Genomic DNA, 17504 nt, shown 5'->3' on the forward strand with positions numbered 1-17504 from the left:
GATTTAGGACAATCCTTTGCCCGGTTGGGCTTGAGTGTTACTTGTCTGATTTGTATTCATAGTTGTAGTAGCCATAGTTGCCATATCCATACGAGGAGGCTTTTTTCTCTACCGCATTGAAGATTGCCCCTTTGAGCTGAATATCGTTTTGCTCAAACCGCCGCATAGCGACTTCGATTTCTTTTGCGGCATTTACGGCAAAGCGGGTAACGATGAGGCTCATGCCCACGTGACGGCCGACGATCGCAGCGTCTGTTACGGCAAGGATAGGGGGAGTATCTACAATAACGATGTCGTACTCGTCTTTGACGTTGTCCAGGAAGCTGGTGAAGTTTGCGTGCATCAATAGCTCCGATGGGTTAGGAGGTATTTGACCGCGCGGTACAACCTGTAGGCCTTCGACTTCGGTTTGGTAGATCGCGTCTTTACTAGTGATTCTTGTCGCGAGCAATTCTGATAATCCATTTTCGGCGGGGAGCTTGAATAGCTTGTTCAAATATCCTTTGCGCATGTCGGCATCAATTAGCAACACGCGCTGTCCGGCCTGTGCCATGATGGCCCCTAAGTTGGCAGACACGAAGGATTTGCCGACGCCTGGGCTGGGGCCGGAAATCATCAGGATGTTGTTTTTTGCTTCGAGGCGTGCGAAGTGCAGGCTGGTGCGCAGACTGCGAAGGGCTTCGATGGCCAGGTCGGCCGGGTTGGTAACCGCCAGCAGGCCAGAGGTAGCAGTAGTAGCAGGGCGGCGACTTTTTACACCGCCTTCGACTACTTCCTGATCTCGACTGAAAGGGATAGTTGCGTAGACCGGCAGGCCGAGTTGCTCTATGACATCTGGGTCTTCGACCCCACGATTAAGCGCTTTGCGCAGCAGCACTAGAGCGACGCCGATAAAGCCGCCTAGCAGTGTTGCGATGATCGCGATCAGCGCTTTCTTGGGTTTGACGGGCTCTTCAACATTAACGTCTGCGGTGTCGATAACGCGGACATTCCCCACAGTACCGGCGCGCAATACGTCCAGCTCCTGAGTGCTATTGAGCATGGTGGTATACACCTCGGTAGTGACGGCTACGTCACGAGTCAGGCGCAGTAATTCTTGTTGGGTGGCTGGTAGTGACTCTACCTTGCTGGTCAGCTCTGCCTTTTGGCGTTTGAGCTGCTCCATTTGGTCAAGCAGCGCTTGATAAGACGGGTGCTGACGGGTGAACCGGCGTTCCATTTCCGCGCGTTTGAGGTTTTGCTCGGAGATCAGGGTGTCCAGCTCGACAATCTGGTCCAGGATGGCTTGGGTTTCAATGGTGATGTCAACGGATTTGGTGCTGGTTTGATACTCATTGAGCGCTTGCTCATAGCGTTCCAGCTCTTTACGCACTTGAGGCAGTTGCTCGCGCAGAAACTCAAGGCTTTGCGCGGCTTCTGCAGAGTTGCGTTCCACGTTTTGGCGTACATATAGTCGGCTTACTTCATCCAGGATGCTGATTGCGTATTGTGGGCTTTCGTGCTGCATGCTTAGGCTGATGATGCCGGAGTCTTTGCCGCGCTCTGAAGCGCCTAGTTGTTGTTGATAGTCGATGATGGTATTCAGCTTGCGCTGCTTGATGACGTCGAAGCGGGTTTCCGGTCGTGCGTTCAGCGCTTTCACCTGCATGGTAAAGCCACTGCTGCTGACCTGCTCTCCCACAGCGCCCTGAAGAACAGCCTCTCCCTCATCGTTGTAAAGGGTATAGGTGTTGTTTTCGCCGGCAACTAGCTCTAAGGGTTTACTAAGATAACTACTTGGTACGTCAAGCTGGAAGATATCGACGTTTTCACCGCCCCAGGCAAAGCTGTCAAAACCAAGCAGTGGTGAGGCTATTTCACCTTTGGTTTCCGGCTCATAGCGGCGGGCCATCCAGCGGCCAATGATGGGGAAGTAGTTGGGCTCTACAATAATATCGAGCTTCAGGTTTTCCACTGCCTGCCCGATTACCGCACGGGATTTCAGCAGCTCAATTTCCGTAACCGCCTCAGGCGTACTGCCGAGCATGTCTGAGAGTTCGCCGAGTCCGGAAAGGGTGTTACCAGACTTCTCCTCAATCTGAATCAACGCGTTAGCCTGATAAATCGGCGTCGCCAACAGCGCATAAACAACACCGATAACTGCAAAGCAGACGGTAAAGCCGGCGATGACCCATTTGCCATCTATCAATGCGCCGAGCAGGGCCAGGAGATCGATTTCGTCGCTGTCGTGCTGTGCTGCAGTAGTCGGGGTGTTGTTCTGCATGTAATCCCTTCGGAAATCAGGAGTGGAATTCTGGTGTGCTTGTTATAGGTGCTTGGCCCAGCTGGCTACGCCTTGCTGTACCAATTGATAAACGTGCTCAAACGCGGGGCGTTGCTGGCGGTAGGGGTCGGGGACCTTTTGATCGCCTTGCCATTTGCCAAGCAGGAAGGTTTTGCCGCGTGCCTCGGGGGCTATCTTGAGGATGTCCTGCACATGGCGTGGTTCCATGGTCAGGATCAGGTCGTACTGGTGCGCCATCTCGCGGGTCAGCTGCCGGGCTTTGTGATCGGGGTGATCGCCGCCGTGTTCACGCAGGACTTCCAGCGCGGTGCTGTCCATGGGCTTATCGACCAGGGCGCCGACGCCGGCGGAGGCAACGCGGATATTCTTGCCCGCCAGCTGATCTCGAAGCATGGCTTCGGCCATGGGGCTGCGGCAGATGTTGCCCACGCAGACAATGAGGATGGAATTGAACATGTTGCTGCTATCTCTGCCTTGAGTTGCGGCCCTCTGCGCCGTGGGTAGCTCGGAGGGCTGTTCGACTGTATCCATGGCCCCGGTGGGGGTCAAGCTTGCTGTGTCGCTAAAGTGATAGAGGCCCGAGACGCGTTGGCTGCACAATAAACAGGCGTTCAGGCACGCTACCGCCCCAGGATTTACAGTCTTCATCCTGAGGACTTTGCTTGCTTCTGGCCGTGTGTGGTGCGGTGCCAGAAGGGCGGTGATGCATTTTAGGCCGGCTTAGTATGTTTAGGTAAGGTTACTTTTTTGTGACCTTACGGATATTGCAACTCTCGTTAAAACAGCAGGTTGGCGGCGCAGTGCGGCTTGGGGTGCGCGCCGGGTGCTTTGAGAGGGGATGTTCGGATTGGTTCCGAATCTTCTTGAAGTGCGCCAGTGGCGGTGCAATCCGGTTGTCACCGGATTGCCTTATTTAAAAACGGTGCGCAGTTTACCTTGTTGTGCGCCATTTTTGGGCGCGAATTTCGCTTGGATTATGGTGCTTTCGTCTATCATGCGGGTTGGCTACTGACCTGGCAGTTGTCGCTCAGTCTTATGCAAGAAGTGCACCTACTCCACGGTCACCGATTTTGCCAGGTTGCGGGGCTTGTCGACGTCTGTCCCTTTGACCAGGGCAACGTGGTAACTGAGCAGTTGCAGGGGCAGGGTGTAGAGCACCGGGGAGACGCATTCTTCTACCCAAGGCAGGCCGACGGTCTGCACGCTGGCGTCGCCGCTGGGCTCGATGGTTTCGCAGGCGAAGTTGATCAGCTGGCCGCCGCGGGCGCGGACTTCTTCCAGGTTGGAGCGCAGTTTTTCCAGCAGGCTGTCGCTGGGCGCGACGCTGACCACGGGCATGTCTTCATCTACCAGTGCCAGGGGGCCGTGCTTGAGCTCGCCGGCGGCGTAGGCTTCGGCGTGGATGTAGGAGATTTCCTTGAGCTTGAGCGCGCCTTCCATCGCGATGGGGTAGTGCGGGCCGCGGCCCAGGAACAGGGCGTGATGCTTGTTGGCAAAGCGTTGGGCCAGCTCGGTGATGGCTGGCTCCAGGCTGAGCACGGCTTCTACCTGAGCCGGCAGAGCGCGCAGCGCATCGACGTTGCGGGCGACGTATTCGGTGCGGCCACGTGTTTGCGCCAGGGCGGTGGTCAGCCACAGCAGGGCAACCAGCTGGGTGGTAAAGGCCTTGGTGGAGGCTACGCCGATCTCGGGGCCAGCGTGGGTCAGCAGGCGCCAGTCTGCTTCGCGCACCAGCGAGCTGCCGGCGACGTTACAGATGGCCAGCGTTGCCAGGTAGCCCTGGTCTTTGGCGTAACGCAGGGCGGCCAGGGTGTCGGCGGTCTCGCCTGACTGGGAGATGGTAATCAGCAGAGTGTTGGCGGGCACGACGGCGCTGCGGTAGCGGTATTCGCTGGCTACTTCTACCTGGCAGGGAATGCTGGCCTGCTCCTCGATCCAGTAACGGGCCACCAGGCCTGCGTGATAGCTGGTGCCGCAGGCGACGATATGGATGTTGGCAATATCTGCCAGGCGGGTTTCGGCTTCAGGACCGAGAACCGCGGTCAGAACGTGATCGTCGCCGAGCGTGCCGGCCAGTGTGTCGCTGATGGCCTGCGGCTGCTCGAAAATTTCCTTGAGCATAAAGTGGCGATACTCGCCCTTGTCGAGGCTGTGGGCGGCGTGCTCGTAGCGCGCCACCGGGCGGCTTGCGCTGTTGTGCTGACGGTCCCAGATTTCGCATTGCTCGCGGGTCACGCGGGCGTAGTCGCCTTCTTCCAGGTAACGGAAACGGTCGGTAACCTGCAGCAGCGCCAGCGGGTCGGAGGCCAGGTAATGCTCGCCGCAGCCTTCGCCAATCACCAGCGGGCTGCCCATGCGCGAGCAGTACAGCGTATGCGGCTCGGACTCGTGGATTACGGCCAATGCGTAGGCGCCGTGGATATCTGCCAGGGTGGCGCGGAAGGCGTCCAGTACGTTGGCGCTGTCAGCATAGTGGTGTGCCAGCAGGTGGGCGACCACTTCGGTGTCGGTCTCGGAGGTGAACTCAAAGCCGAGGTCTTGCAGGCGTTTGCGCAGCGGTGCGTGGTTTTCGATGATGCCGTTGTGCACCACCGCCAGGCCGTTGGAAATATGCGGGTGGGCGTTGCGCTCGGCGGGTTTACCGTGGGTGGCCCAGCGGGTGTGGGCGATGCCCAGGGTGCCGTTGACCGGCGTGGCCTGCAGGGCGCTTTCCAGCTCGGCAACCTTGCCGACCGCGCGTACGCGCTGGATGCCGTCACCGGGGTTCAGTACAGCAACGCCGGCGGAGTCGTAACCGCGGTATTCGAGACGGCGCAGGCCTTCAAGCAGAATGGGGGTGATATCGCGCTGGGCGGTGGCGCCGACGATTCCGCACATGGTGGTGTCCTTGGCTGGCAAACAAAAGCGGGAGTTTATCACTGCTGCTTAGGTCAGGGCAGGGGGCGCGGCTGTTCAGGGTGCGTACCGGATTAGGCGACGGGCTCTGGGCTGGCAGATGCGTTGTTAAGTGTGCTGCTCTGGCTGGTGCTGTCAGCATGCTGAAATGTCTGCGCCTCGGTGAGGCGCAGTTGATCGTGCGCCCTTGCTTAGCGGCGGTTGAAGCGCTCCACCAGGTTGACCTGAGCCTGCGCGGTCGCGGTCAGCTCGTTGCTCAGTGCTGCGCTGCGGTGAGCGTCGTTGGAGGTGCTGTCGGCCAGGTTGGCGATATTGCTGACGTTGCGGTTGATCTCTTCGGCTACGCTGCTTTGCTCCTCGGCGGCGCTGGCGATCTGGCTGGCCATTTCGTTGATGCGCTCGATGGCCTGGCGAATGCCCTCAAGTGCATCGTCTGCTTCGCTGACCTGCTGTACGCCGCGTTCGGCTTGCTCGTTACCCGAGCGCATGCTCTCTACCGTGCTTTGTGCGGCCTGCTGCAGGTTAGCAATCAGGTTGTGAATCTGCTCGGTGGATTCAGCCGTTCGGCTGGCGAGGGCGCGTACTTCATCGGCTACCACGGCAAAGCCCCGGCCTTGTTCGCCCGCGCGCGCCGCTTCGATGGCGGCGTTGAGGGCCAGCAGGTTGGTTTGCTCGGCGATGCCTTTGATTACATCAACCACGCTGCCGATCTCGCGGGCGTCACTGGCCAGTTTGTTGGTGATGGTGGTGGCTGAGTTTACGGCGCCGGACAGGCTCTCCATGGCTTGGCGCGCACGGGTAGCGACCGTCTTGCCGCGCAGGGCGAGTTCGCTGGCCTCGTGGGTGGCGTCGGCAGTGCTCTGGACGTTGCCTGAGACTTCCTGGGTGGCGGCGGCCATCTGGTTGATCGCTGCGGCGACCTGATCGGTCTCGGCGCGTTGCTGCGCGAGCCCCTGACTGCTCTGACTGGCCAGTTGGCTGGCTTCGCTGGCCTGGTATTTGAGTTGCTCTGCGCTGTCGGCCAGGCGGGTAAGACAGGTTTGCAGGCGCGCCTGCTGGCTGTGGATGGCCATTTCGATCTGGCCCAACGCACCTTGATAGGGCGTATACATCTGCGCCAGCAACGGGTCGGTAATGGTGCTCTCGGCGGCTCCGATGATGCGCTCCAGACGCTTGTCGAGCAGTGCCTTGAGGCCAAGACCGGCCGGAATACCCAGTACGGCCGCCAGCGCCACGCCGCTCCAGCCCAGCGCCGCACCTGCCGCAGCGCCGATAGCCAGCATCAGTGCGCTGGGGACGATAGTCAGGGCCATGCCAGCCCAGTCGGCCGTAACCGCCTTGCGGCCACTGTTCAGGCGTTGGTACAAGGCTTCGGCCCGTTGCACCTGGGCGGGTGTGGTGCGCACCCGTACCGACTCGTAGCCCTGAACCTGACCGTTCTCATAAATCGGTGTGACAAACGCATTGACCCAGTAGTGATCGCCGTTGTTGCAGCGGTTTTTGACGATACCCATCCAGGCGCGCCCGCGCTTGAGGTCGGCCCACATGTGAGCGAACACCGCAGCCGGTGTGTCGGGGTGGCGCACCATGTTGTGCGGGCTGCCGATCAATTCTTCCCGGGTGAAGCCACTGACGTCCACAAAAGCGTCATTGCAGTAAGTGATGATGCCTTTGAGGTTGGTGGTGGAGATCAGCCGTTGCGTCTCGGGGAAGGTGCGTTCGCGTTGAGTGACGGGCTGGTTGTTGCGCATGTTCGGATTCTCTACTGAGTGACTCTCGGCATGATCGCCGGATTGGCAGGGGTGCCGGATTGACTATGCTTGGTGTATCGGTCACAGAACACTGTGTCTTTATAGTCCGCATGAACATTTTTGGCGCACTATGGTCTTCCGAACACAGAGCGCAGGCAGAGATTGCGGCTCTCAGGACCAAATACATGTGCTGGCACCGAACCATTATAGCAACCACAAACGTGGCCAGTGCTCGACATTAGGAGGAGATATGTCCGTGAAAGACAGCCTGAAGTCCCGCGCGCAACTAGCCGTCGGTGATAGCACCTACCTGTACCACTCGTTGGCCCAGGCCGCAGAGACGCTGCCGGAGCTTAAGCGCTTGCCCAAGTCGCTCAAGGTGTTGCTGGAAAACCTGCTGCGCAACGAAGACGGCGAAACCGTGACGCAGGACGACATCAAGGCGATGGCGGACTGGCTGAAGGAGCGGCGCTCTGACCGTGAGATTCAATACCGCCCGGCCCGTGTCTTGATGCAGGACTTTACCGGCGTGCCCGCCGTGGTCGACCTGGCTGCCATGCGCGATGCGGTGGCCCGTGCCAATGGCGATCCGGACCAGATCAATCCGCTGTCTCCGGTTGATCTGGTCATCGACCACTCGGTGATGGTTGACCGCTTTGCCAGCGACCAGGCCTTTGCGCAAAACGTCGAGATTGAAATGCAGCGCAACGGCGAGCGTTACGAGTTTTTGCGCTGGGGGCAGAAAGCCTTTAACAACTTCCGTGTGGTGCCACCGGGTACGGGTATCTGTCACCAGGTCAATCTGGAATATCTGGCGCAGACCGTCTGGGCCGCAGAGGTGGACGGTGAGCAGTGGGCTTGGCCCGACACCCTGGTGGGCACCGACTCGCACACCACCATGATCAACGGCCTGGGTGTATTGGGCTGGGGTGTGGGTGGCATTGAGGCGGAGGCCGCCATGTTGGGGCAGCCGGTGTCGATGTTGATCCCCGAGGTGATTGGCTTCAAGTTGACTGGCCGGCTGCGTGAAGGTATTACCGCTACCGACCTGGTGCTGACCGTGACGCAGATGCTGCGCGCCAAGGGCGTGGTCGGTAAGTTTGTCGAGTTTTACGGTGACGGCCTGGCGGACCTGCCGCTGGCTGACCGCGCGACCATCGCCAATATGGCGCCGGAGTATGGCGCCACCTGTGGCTTTTTCCCGGTGGACGACGAAACCCTGCGTTACATGCGCCTGACTGGCCGGCCTGACGAGGTGGTTGCGCGGGTAGAGGCGTATTGCAAAGCCCAGGGCCTGTGGCGTGAGGCCGGTGATGCGCCGGAGTTTACCGACACATTGCACCTGGACATGGGGGAGGTTGAGGCGAGTCTCGCCGGCCCCCGCCGCCCGCAGGACCGTGTTGCGCTGCCGGATGTGCCAGCAGCCTTTGAAGAGCTGCTGGCATTGCAGATGACACCCGCCGACAACGAACAAGCCCGTCTTGAAAGCGAGGGCGGTGGCGGCACCGCGGTGGGCGGCCCCAACGCGCAGGCATCTATCGTGGTGGATGGCGAAGAGCACGTGCTGGATCACGGCGCCGTAGTTATCGCTGCCATTACCTCCTGTACCAATACCTCCAACCCAAGTGTGATGATGGCGGCCGGCTTGCTGGCCAAAAACGCCGTTGAACGCGGACTGATGCGCAAGCCCTGGGTTAAATCCTCGCTGGCACCGGGTTCCAAGGTGGTAACCGATTATCTGGAGAAGGCCGGCCTGACCGACAGCTTGGACAAGCTGGGCTTCAACCTGGTGGGTTACGGCTGCACCACCTGTATCGGCAACTCCGGGCCGCTGCCCGATGAGGTGTCCAAGGTGGTCAGTGAGCACGACCTGGCCGTATCGGCGGTGCTTTCGGGTAACCGTAACTTTGAAGGCCGCGTGCATCCGCAGGTCAAGGCCAACTGGCTGGCGTCGCCGCCGTTGGTGGTGGCCTACGCGCTGGCCGGCAATACGCGTATCAACCTGCGCGAGGAGCCGCTGGGGCTGGACGCCGACAACCGTCCGGTGTTCCTCAAGGACATCTGGCCGAGCAACCAAGATATTGCCGATGCGGTCGCGCTGGTTGAGGACGACATGTTCCGCAGCCGCTACGCCGATGTATTTACCGGCGATGAGCATTGGCGCTCGATTGCTGTGGGCGAGGGCAAGACCTACGCCTGGAATGATGCCTCCACCTATGTGAAGCATCCGCCGTATTTTGAAGCCATCGATCAGCCGCTGGCGCCGCTGCAGTCGGTTGAAAAGGCGCGGGTACTGGCGGTGTTTGGTGACTCCATCACTACTGACCACATCTCGCCGGCCGGTAACATCAAGGCCAGCTCGCCCGCGGGTGAATACCTGCAGGCCCAGGGCGTGGAGCCGGATGACTTCAACTCCTACGGGTCGCGTCGTGGTAACCACGAGGTGATGATGCGCGGTACCTTTGCCAATATCCGGATTCGCAACCGCATGCTGGGTGGCGAGGAGGGTGGCGAGACCATCCACGTGCCCTCGGGCGAGCGGCTGTCGATCTACGATGCCGCCATGCGCTACCAGAGCGAAGGCACGCCGCTGGTGGTGTTGGCCGGCAAGGAGTACGGCACTGGCTCAAGCCGTGACTGGGCCGCCAAGGGCACCAATCTGTTGGGCGTCAAGGCGGTGCTGGCCGAGAGCTTTGAGCGCATTCATCGCTCCAATCTGGTTGGTATGGGCGTGCTGCCGCTGCAGTTTGTTGACGGCAAGAATGTCGCCGAGCTGGGGCTGGATGGGCATGAGCAGATCGATATTCTCGGCATTGATGACAACATCAAGCCGGGGCAGCGCCTGCAGGTGAAGGCGACTACGCCGGAAGGCAAGGTCGTCGAGTTTGAAGTGCTGTGCCGTATCGATACCGCCAACGAGATTGCCTACTTCAAGGCGGGTGGCATTCTGCACCACGTGCTGCGCGAGATGCTGGACTGACGGGGCGGCGGCCGGGTGAAAGCCCGGTCGCCTGCTTTTTTGCAGCGCATAAAGAAAAACCCCTGACTCACTGAGTCAGGGGTTTTTGCTGTTGGTCGGAGCGACTGGAATCGAACCAGCGACCTTCTCGTCCCGAACGAGACGCGCTACCAGGCTGCGCTACGCTCCGTTGTGGGCGGCATTTTACCTAAAAGAGCTGATGGCACAAGAGGCAATCGAAAAAAATTGCTGTTTTTCGCGGAGTTAGCGGGTGTGCGGGGCGACTCCACCGCTGGTTGCGCGGCCTCGCGTCGTTAATGGTGGACACGCTTCGCTTAGGCCACCCTACGGCTGGTGCGGCCTTGTGTGTGGGGTGGGCAGGCCGAAGGTTTGCCCGCCGGGTGACTTGGATGTTAGCGCTGGTGGTGGGTGTGCCATTCGCTGGGGGTGTTGGCGTTGAGCAGGCGTGGGTCATCTGCGGCGATGGTCAGGGTGACTACCTGCTGTTCGATAAGCCAGCGGCGCGGGCTGCGTTGGCCGGCTTGCCAGGCCTGCTCCAGCGCGCCCAGCAGGGCCAGCGGCAATATGCAGATCAGCGGCTGCAGCTGGTCTCCGCTCTGCAGCGCGATCGCCTGCTCGGGGTGTTCACTGGCCAGCGCAATTAACGTCTGCAGCAGCGGGGCGTCCAGCAGGGGCATATCGCAGGGCACAACCAATAGATGGCTGCCGCTGGCCACGCGCATTGCGCTGAGTATCCCCAATAGCGGGCCGGGGTAATCCGGCTGCGGGTCACTCACTAGCCGGTCTGCCCATTGGCGGTACTGGTCGGCGTTGCGGTTGCAACTGATCAATACCTCATTGCCGTGTTGAGCCAGCAGACGGCTCAGGCGGGCGGCCACCGGCTCGCCGTCAAAGCTCACCAGGCCCTTGTCGATACCGCCCAACCGGCTGCCCTGGCCGCCGGCCAGAAGCAGGGTGCTGAGGTTGAGAGGATGGGCCATGGGAGGAGTCCGAGCTGCGTTGCCCTGTGTTATAACAGCGCGGGAAGCGGCGGACAAACCTGCGTGTCTGCGCTTTCATGATTTCTCTTCAACAAGGACTCCGCCCATGAGCACCAAGCCCGACGCCCCTTTTAGCCCTTTGAATATCGCGGTACTCACGGTCAGCGATACACGCACCCTGGAGTCGGACAGCTCCGGCCAGTTGCTGGTCGATAGCCTGCAGGCCGCCGGCCACACTCTGGCCGACCGCCAGCTTTATCCCGATGACCTGTACCGTATCCGCGCTGTGGTGTCGGCCTGGATTGCCGACCCGCAGGTAGAGGTGGTGCTGATTACCGGCGGCACGGGGTTCACCGGACGCGACAGCACGCCTGAGGCCGTCGCCCCTTTGCTGGACAAGCAGGTGGAGGGCTTTGGCGAGCTGTTCCGTCAGGTCTCGGTGGAGGATATTGGCACATCGACCATTCAGTCCCGCGCGCTGGCCGGCTTGGCAAACCGCACGCTGGTGGCCTGCATGCCGGGTTCGACCAATGCCTGCCGCACCGCCTGGACGCGCATTCTTGAGCCGCAGCTGGACAGCCGCACGCGCCCCTGCAACTTTGTGCAGCACCTGGGCAGTGCTGAGCAGTGCGGTCGTCGCGCATGAGTCTGATGCCGGTCGCCACCGCCCTTGATCGCTTGCTGGCCAGCGCTGCCGAGCATCCGCCGACCGCTGTCATCAAGGTGCCGCTGGCCGGCGCGTTGGGCTGTGTTCTGGCCGAGCCGGTCGTCGCTGTAGCGGATGTACCGCCCTGGGATAACAGTGCAATGGATGGCTACGCGCTCGCCAGCAGCGATCTGCCTGCGGCAATGGCTGGCGGCCTGCCTGTCAGCCAACGCATTACAGCGGGCATGGCGCCGCTGCCACTGCAGCCCGGTACCTGCGCGCGCATCTTTACCGGCGCGCCGCTGCCAGCGGGCGCGGATGCGGTGCAGATGCAGGAAAACGTTGTACAGCAGGGCGAGGTGGCGCAGTTGCAGGCGCCTGTTGTGCCCGGCCAGAACGTGCGTCGGCGCGGACAGGATATTGTGGCGGGCGCGCAGGTGATCGCCGCCGGTGTGCGCCTGCGCCCGCAAGAGCTGGGTGTAATCGCCTCGGTCGGTTTGGCCGAGGTATCGGTGCGTCAGCCGCTGCGGGTGGCGGTGGTGTCGACCGGTGATGAGCTGGTGGAGCCGGGCACTGCGCTGGCGCCGGGGCAAATCTACAACAGCAACCGTTTTACCTTGATCGGGCTGCTCAAGAGCATGGGCCAGACCGTCCTGGATGCGGGCATCCTGCCGGATGACCTGGACGCCACCCACGCGCGCCTGCGCGAGCTGAGCGCTGAAGCCGATGTAATTATCACCTCCGGCGGTGTCTCGGTTGGCGAGGCTGACTGCCTGGGGCAAGCACTGCGCGGCGGCGGCAGTGTGGATCTGTGGAAGCTGGCCATCAAGCCGGGCAAGCCTTTTACGCTGGCTACCTACGCCGGCACGCCCGTGCTCGGCCTGCCGGGCAACCCGGCGGCCACCTTGGTCACTTTTTTATTGCTGGTGCGCCCGTATCTGCTGACCCGACTGGGGGCGATGGACACCGCAGCGCCTCAGTTTGAGCTGCCGACGGCCTTTGCCTGGGCCGAGGCAGGCACCCGCGATGAGTATCTTCGAGCACGGCTCGAGCAGGGCGCCGTGCAGTTGGCCGGTAACCAAAGCTCCGGTGTGCTCAGCAGTGCCAGCCAGGCCACCGGGTTGGTCTGCGTGCCGGCAGGGGAGACCTTTGCGGCGGGTGACCTCGTGCGCTATCTGCCGTTCTCCGGGCTGCTGCGCTAATCCCCGAGCCCAAGCTTGGGCACGTAGGGCGGGCAAAGCCGCAGCCGTGTCCCCGGGACAGGGTGATGCGGTGTGGCTGTGGCTGCCTGCGCTGGCATGGTTCAACCGCCCAAGCCATCAATGTCAGGATTAAGGGCTGCCGGCGGACACGCCTGCGGCTTAGTCCGCCCTACTGCGGTATGCCTTTCTTGTAGCGTCAGCTGAGAAATCAGTGTTTCCAAATTGGATACGCGATCATGACTTGTTACATATTTTGTTACGAGTATCATTCTGGCGTATTAATTCTCATCTGCGATTTCATCTCATGCTGATTCCCTTTCTTATCATGCTGCGCGAAGGCCTTGAGGCTGCGCTGATTGTCGGCATTATTGCAACCTATCTGCGCCAGACCGGGCGCGGCGCCTGGATGCCCTTGGTGTGGATCGGTATTTTCCTGGCGGTCAGCCTTGCCTTGCTGGCCGGTGCCGGCCTGCAGTTTGTCAGCGCGGAGTTTCCGCAACGCCAGCAGGAGCTGTTTGAAGCGCTGGTGGGCTTTGTTGCCGTGGCGATGCTGACCTGGATGGTGTTCTGGATGCGCCGCGCCGCCCAGGGCCTGCGCGGCGAGCTGACCGGTGCGCTGGATCAGGCGTTTGCCCACGGCCGTCAGCACACCTGGGCGTTGATCGGCATGGTGTTTCTGGCAGTGGCTCGCGAGGGGCTGGAGTCGATCTTCTTTTTGCTGGCGGTATTTCAGCAAAGCCAGAGCCATGGTGCGCCGCTGGGTGCGCTTTTGGGTGTGCTCTGCGCGGCGCTGGTCGGCTGGGCCTTCTATCGTGGCAGCCTGCGCCTGAACCTCAAGCACTTCTTCCGTCTGACCGGGCTGTTCATCCTGCTGGTGGCCGCCGGGTTGTTTGCCGGCTCGGTGCGCGCGCTGCATGAGGCGGGCCTGTGGAACCACGCTCAGGCGGTGGTCTTTGACCTGAGTGACTGGCTGCCGCTGGATACCGCACTGGGTAGCCTGTTCGCTGGCATCTTTGGCTACTACCCCACGCCGAGCGTGAGTGAGCTAGTGGCGTACCTCGGGTATCTGGCTCTGGCGCTGTGCGCCTTCTTCTGGCCGCGCGGCCAGGCGTTGCCTGCGTCTGCTGCGGCCCGGGGCTGATTGGCCCAGCGCTGTTTTCAACTGCTGTTTTCATCTGTTTGCGAGTGTCTTCCGATGTCTGATTCTCCTGTTTCTGCGCCCAGTCGCCTGGCCTTGCGGGCCGGACTGGTTGCGGCTGCCCTGCTGATGCTGGGTGCGCTGGCGCTGTTCTATTTTTCGCTGGGCGGCAAGTCGGCCGGGCAGTCCGCCGACGGCACCGAGGTCGCCGTTACCGCCAAGGGCTGCGTGCCCAATGCCATTTCGGTGCCGGCGGGCAAGCGGCGCTTCACCGTGATCAACGGCTCTGAGCGGGCTATCGAGTGGGAGATTCTCGATGGCGTGATGGTGTTGGAGGAGCGCGAGAACATTGCGCCGGGCATGCACCAGCAGCTCACCGCGCAGCTGACGCCTGGTGAATACGCGATGACCTGCGGCCTGCTGAGCAACCCCCAAGGCACGCTGACGGTAACCGAGGGCGACGGCAGCGAGCGCGTGACCGAAGTGTCTGCCCGCGCGCTGATCGGGCCGCTGGCTGAATATCAGGTGTACCTGACGCTGCGTGGCCGCGCTCTGGCGCAGGCGGCCGAGCAGTTGCAACAGCAGATCGCGGCGGGTGACCTGGCGGCTGCCCAGCAGGCCTATCGAGATGCCCGCGCGGTGGATCAGCAGATGGCTCTGGCCGTTGGCCTGTTCAGTGACCTCGATCAGCGCCTCAACGCCCGAGCCGACTACTTTGCCCAGCGCGAGCAGGACCCAGAGTTCATGGGCTTTCAGCGCTTGGCTTACGGCCTGTTTGAGCAGAAAAGCCTGGACGGACTGCTGCCGGTAGCCGAGCAGCTTAATCAGGACGTGGCCGATTTGCGTGAGCGGCTGCGCGCCGAGGGCGTGCCCGCGCCGCAGCTGGCGCGCGGTGCCGGGCGGGTGTTGCAGGCCTGGCATGACCAGCAGCAGGGGCAAGCGCAGCTGAGCGAGCTGGCGCAGGCCGACCTGGTAAGTCTGCAGCAGGGCGTAGACAAGGTCGTCAGCCTGGTGGCGCCGGTGCTGGAGCAGGCGCACCCCGATCAGGCGGCACAACTGGCCGAGGCCAATCAGGCCCTGGCTACCGAGGTATCCCATGGCGACGCACAACGCGTGCTGCCGCTGAGTGAGGCCCTGGCTGAGCAACTGGCCAGCGTCAACCCGCTGCTTGCCGCGGCTGATCAGGAATAGAAAACATGAGTAAGCATGACCCTCAAACACAGGGTTGCCCGTTTGCGGGGCTGGATCGTCGACGTTTTCTGCAGGGCCTTGGCGCTGCCGGGGCCGGTATCGCCGCCGCGAGCCTGAGTGGCGGTGCGCTGGCCGGTCAGCCGGCGCATGCGGCCGAGGTGGCAGATGCCCCCACCAGCGCAACCACCGGACAAGCCTATCCCTGGCACGGTGACAAGCAGCAGGGCATCACTACCCCGCGCCCGGCGGTAGGCATGCTGGTGGCCTTTGATGTGCTGGCCCGCGACCGCGACGGGTTGGAGCAACTGCTGCGCACCCTGAGCGAGCGCATTGCCTTTCTCACCCAGGGCGGCAGCTACGAGCAGCGCGACCCGCGTTATCCGCCGGTCGACTCCGGCATTCTTGGCCCGACCATCGACCCGGATGGGCTGACCATTACGCTGTCGGTTGGCGCCTCGCTGTTTGATGAGCGCTTTGGCCTGGCTGACGTCAAGCCACGGCAGCTGGAGCGCATGACAGCGTTTCCGAATGACGCGTTGGACGCCGCGCGTTGCCACGGCGATATCTCGCTGCAGTTCTGCGCCAATAGCGAAGGCACCACCATTCACGCGCTGCGCGACATCATCAAGAACACCCCCGGCCTGCTGATGGTGCGCTGGAAGCAGGAGGGCAGTGTGCCGGTCATGGCGCCGCGCCCCGATGGCGAGACCGAAAGCGCGCGCAATTTTCTCGGCTTTCGCGATGGCACCGCCAACCCGCCAGCAGATGACCGCACCTTGATGCAGCAACTGGTCTGGGTTGACCGGAGCAACGACGAGCCGGCCTGGGCGCACAACGGCAGCTATCAGGCGGTGCGGCTGATCCGCAACTTTGTCGAGCGCTGGGACCGCACGCCGCTGCAGGAGCAGGAGGCCATCTTTGGTCGCCGCCGTGATAGTGGCTCGCCGATGCACGGCGGTGTCGAGCACGACCTGCCGCAATACGCCGGTGACCCGGACGGCAGCGTGACGCCGCTGGATTCGCATATCCGCCTGGCCAACCCGCGTACCCACGGCAGCGAGCGCAACCTGATCCTGCGTCGCCCGTTTAACTACTCCAATGGCGTCGAAGCCAACGGCCAGCTGGATATGGGGCTGCTGTTTATCGCCTATCAGGCTGATCTGCAGGCCGGCTTTATCACCGTGCAGAAGCGCCTGGATGGCGAGCCGCTGGAGGAGTACATCAAGCCGATAGGCGGGGGGTACTTCTTCACTCTGCCGGGCGTACAGGCTGGCGATTATCTGGGCAGCGGCATGCTGGCTGCTGCCGATGCAACCCGTGATGCGTGACTGATATTCATCCGATCTTTCAGGAGACCAACATGCTGATTCCCCGTCGTGTTTTGCTTGCCGCTGCACTGAGTCTTGGCGCGCTGCAGGCCCAGGCCGCCGTCGCGCCGCAGGCGCTGGTAGCGCCGATTACCGATTACAAACTCTATGTGCTCGATAACCTTGAGCAGTTCACCGAGCACACCCGCGCCTTTACCGACGCGGTCAAGGCCGGTGACCTTGACCGCGCCCAGGCGCTGTATGCCCCCAGCCGCGTTTACTACGAGCGCATCGAGCCCATTGCCGAGCTGTTTGCCGATCTGGACGCCAGCATCGACGCCCGTGAAGACGACTACGAACATGGCGTCCAAGATCCGACCTTCACCGGTTTTCACCGTCTGGAGTACGGCCTGTTCCATGAGCGCAGCACCGACGGTATGGATGTCTATGCCGAGCGCCTGATGAGCGATGTGAACGACCTGGAGCAGCGCGTGCAGGACCTGACCTTTCCGCCGGAAGCGGTTGTCGGTGGCGCAGCTGCGCTGATGGAGGAAGTGGCTGCGACCAAGGTCTCCGGTGAGGAAGACCGTTACAGCCATACCGACCTGTGGGACTTCCAGGGCAACCTGGATGGCTCCAAGAAAATCTTCGAGCTGGTCAAACCCTTGGTCGAGCAGGACGACCCGGCCTTTGTCGCGCGGATCGAAAGCAACTTTGCCGCGCTCGAAGACACGCTGGCCAACTATCACCTGAGCGAAGGCGACGCCAGCAAAGGCTTCCAGACCTACGACAAGGTCAGTGAGCGCGACCGCCGTGCTCTGGTTGGGCCGGTGACGGTATTGGCCGAGGAGCTGTCCACGCTGCGCGGGATGCTGGGGCTGGATTAACGGTATCTGATGCGGCCATTGGCGGTGTGGATGCGGAGTCAGCTTCCATGGGCCTGAGTACGCCACGTGGCTCTGGTTAACCCATAGTGCCGCCAACACTCCACCGTCATTCCCGCGTAGGCGGGAATCCAGTGTTGCCTTGGAGACCGCTCTGGATCCCCGCCTTCGCGGGGATGACGGTGTATGGGGTTGGGGCGTTAGTTGGGTGAGCGGATTAGCACCCAGTCGTCATTCCCGCGCAGG

The 17504-nt window shown here is 61.8% G+C and carries 12 protein-coding genes and 1 tRNA gene; 7 read left to right on the forward strand and 6 right to left on the reverse strand.

Annotated elements, in window-relative coordinates:
- Positions 1 to 37 precede the first annotated feature (37 nt).
- From BM116_RS15225 to BM116_RS15240, 4 genes are all read right to left on the reverse strand, one after another.
- Positions 38 to 2263 (reverse strand): polysaccharide biosynthesis tyrosine autokinase, encoded by a 2226-nt coding sequence (locus BM116_RS15225; RefSeq protein ID WP_083727213.1) that lies wholly within the window; start codon positions 2261 to 2263, stop codon positions 38 to 40.
- A gap of 42 nt (positions 2264 to 2305) precedes the next feature.
- Positions 2306 to 2740 (reverse strand): low molecular weight protein-tyrosine-phosphatase, encoded by a 435-nt coding sequence (locus BM116_RS15230; protein WP_083727211.1) that lies wholly within the window; start codon positions 2738 to 2740, stop codon positions 2306 to 2308.
- Between the two features lie 594 nt (positions 2741 to 3334).
- Positions 3335 to 5161: a glutamine--fructose-6-phosphate transaminase (isomerizing) gene (gene glmS, locus BM116_RS15235; RefSeq protein ID WP_083727209.1), complete on the reverse strand. Its 1827-nt coding sequence runs from the start codon at positions 5159 to 5161 to the stop codon at positions 3335 to 3337.
- 209 nt (positions 5162 to 5370) lie between these two features.
- Positions 5371 to 6930: a methyl-accepting chemotaxis protein gene (locus BM116_RS15240; RefSeq protein WP_083727207.1), complete on the reverse strand. Its 1560-nt coding sequence runs from the start codon at positions 6928 to 6930 to the stop codon at positions 5371 to 5373.
- 250 nt (positions 6931 to 7180) lie between these two features.
- Here BM116_RS15240 and acnA point away from each other — a divergent pair, with 250 nt between their 5' ends.
- On the forward strand, positions 7181 to 9910 hold the full coding sequence (acnA, locus tag BM116_RS15245; protein WP_083727205.1) for an aconitate hydratase AcnA: 2730 nt from the start codon (positions 7181 to 7183) through the stop codon (positions 9908 to 9910).
- A 92-nt stretch (positions 9911 to 10002) separates the two neighbouring features.
- Here acnA and BM116_RS15250 read toward each other — a convergent pair.
- Both BM116_RS15250 and mobA read right to left on the reverse strand, forming a co-directional pair.
- Positions 10003 to 10079 (reverse strand) — tRNA-Pro (locus BM116_RS15250).
- 223 nt (positions 10080 to 10302) lie between these two features.
- Positions 10303 to 10890 carry a molybdenum cofactor guanylyltransferase MobA gene (mobA, locus tag BM116_RS15255; protein WP_083727203.1) on the reverse strand — a complete coding sequence of 196 codons (588 nt, stop codon included), beginning with the start codon at positions 10888 to 10890 and terminating at the stop codon, positions 10303 to 10305.
- A 106-nt stretch (positions 10891 to 10996) separates the two neighbouring features.
- On the opposite strand from mobA, the gene moaB reads away from it, so the two are divergent.
- The 6 genes from moaB (at position 10997) to efeO (ending at position 17261) form a co-directional block, all read left to right on the forward strand.
- Entirely contained in the window at positions 10997 to 11536 is a 540-nt protein-coding gene (gene moaB, locus BM116_RS15260) for a molybdenum cofactor biosynthesis protein B (protein WP_083727201.1), read from the forward strand.
- Positions 11533 to 12738 (forward strand): molybdopterin molybdotransferase MoeA, encoded by a 1206-nt coding sequence (locus BM116_RS15265; protein ID WP_235846775.1) that lies wholly within the window; start codon positions 11533 to 11535, stop codon positions 12736 to 12738. Before moaB ends, BM116_RS15265 begins: the two co-directional genes overlap by 4 nt.
- 304 nt (positions 12739 to 13042) lie before the next feature.
- Positions 13043 to 13879: an iron uptake transporter permease EfeU gene (gene efeU, locus BM116_RS15270; protein WP_083727199.1), complete on the forward strand. Its 837-nt coding sequence runs from the start codon at positions 13043 to 13045 to the stop codon at positions 13877 to 13879.
- A gap of 54 nt (positions 13880 to 13933) precedes the next feature.
- Positions 13934 to 15067, forward strand: coding sequence for a cupredoxin domain-containing protein (locus tag BM116_RS15275; RefSeq protein ID WP_083727197.1), 1134 nt, complete (start codon positions 13934 to 13936; stop codon positions 15065 to 15067).
- 5 nt (positions 15068 to 15072) lie between these two features.
- The gene (gene efeB / locus BM116_RS15280) at positions 15073 to 16395 is read left to right on the forward strand and encodes an iron uptake transporter deferrochelatase/peroxidase subunit (RefSeq protein ID WP_083727195.1); all 1323 of its coding nucleotides are present in this window, start codon (positions 15073 to 15075) and stop codon (positions 16393 to 16395) included.
- 32 nt (positions 16396 to 16427) lie between these two features.
- Positions 16428 to 17261 carry an iron uptake system protein EfeO gene (gene efeO, locus BM116_RS15285; protein WP_083727245.1) on the forward strand — a complete coding sequence of 278 codons (834 nt, stop codon included), beginning with the start codon at positions 16428 to 16430 and terminating at the stop codon, positions 17259 to 17261.
- The last annotated feature ends 243 nt before the right edge of the window (positions 17262 to 17504 follow it).

The organism is Halopseudomonas pachastrellae (assembly GCF_900114765.1).
In the GTDB taxonomy this organism is placed as follows: domain Bacteria; phylum Pseudomonadota; class Gammaproteobacteria; order Pseudomonadales; family Pseudomonadaceae; genus Halopseudomonas; species Halopseudomonas pachastrellae.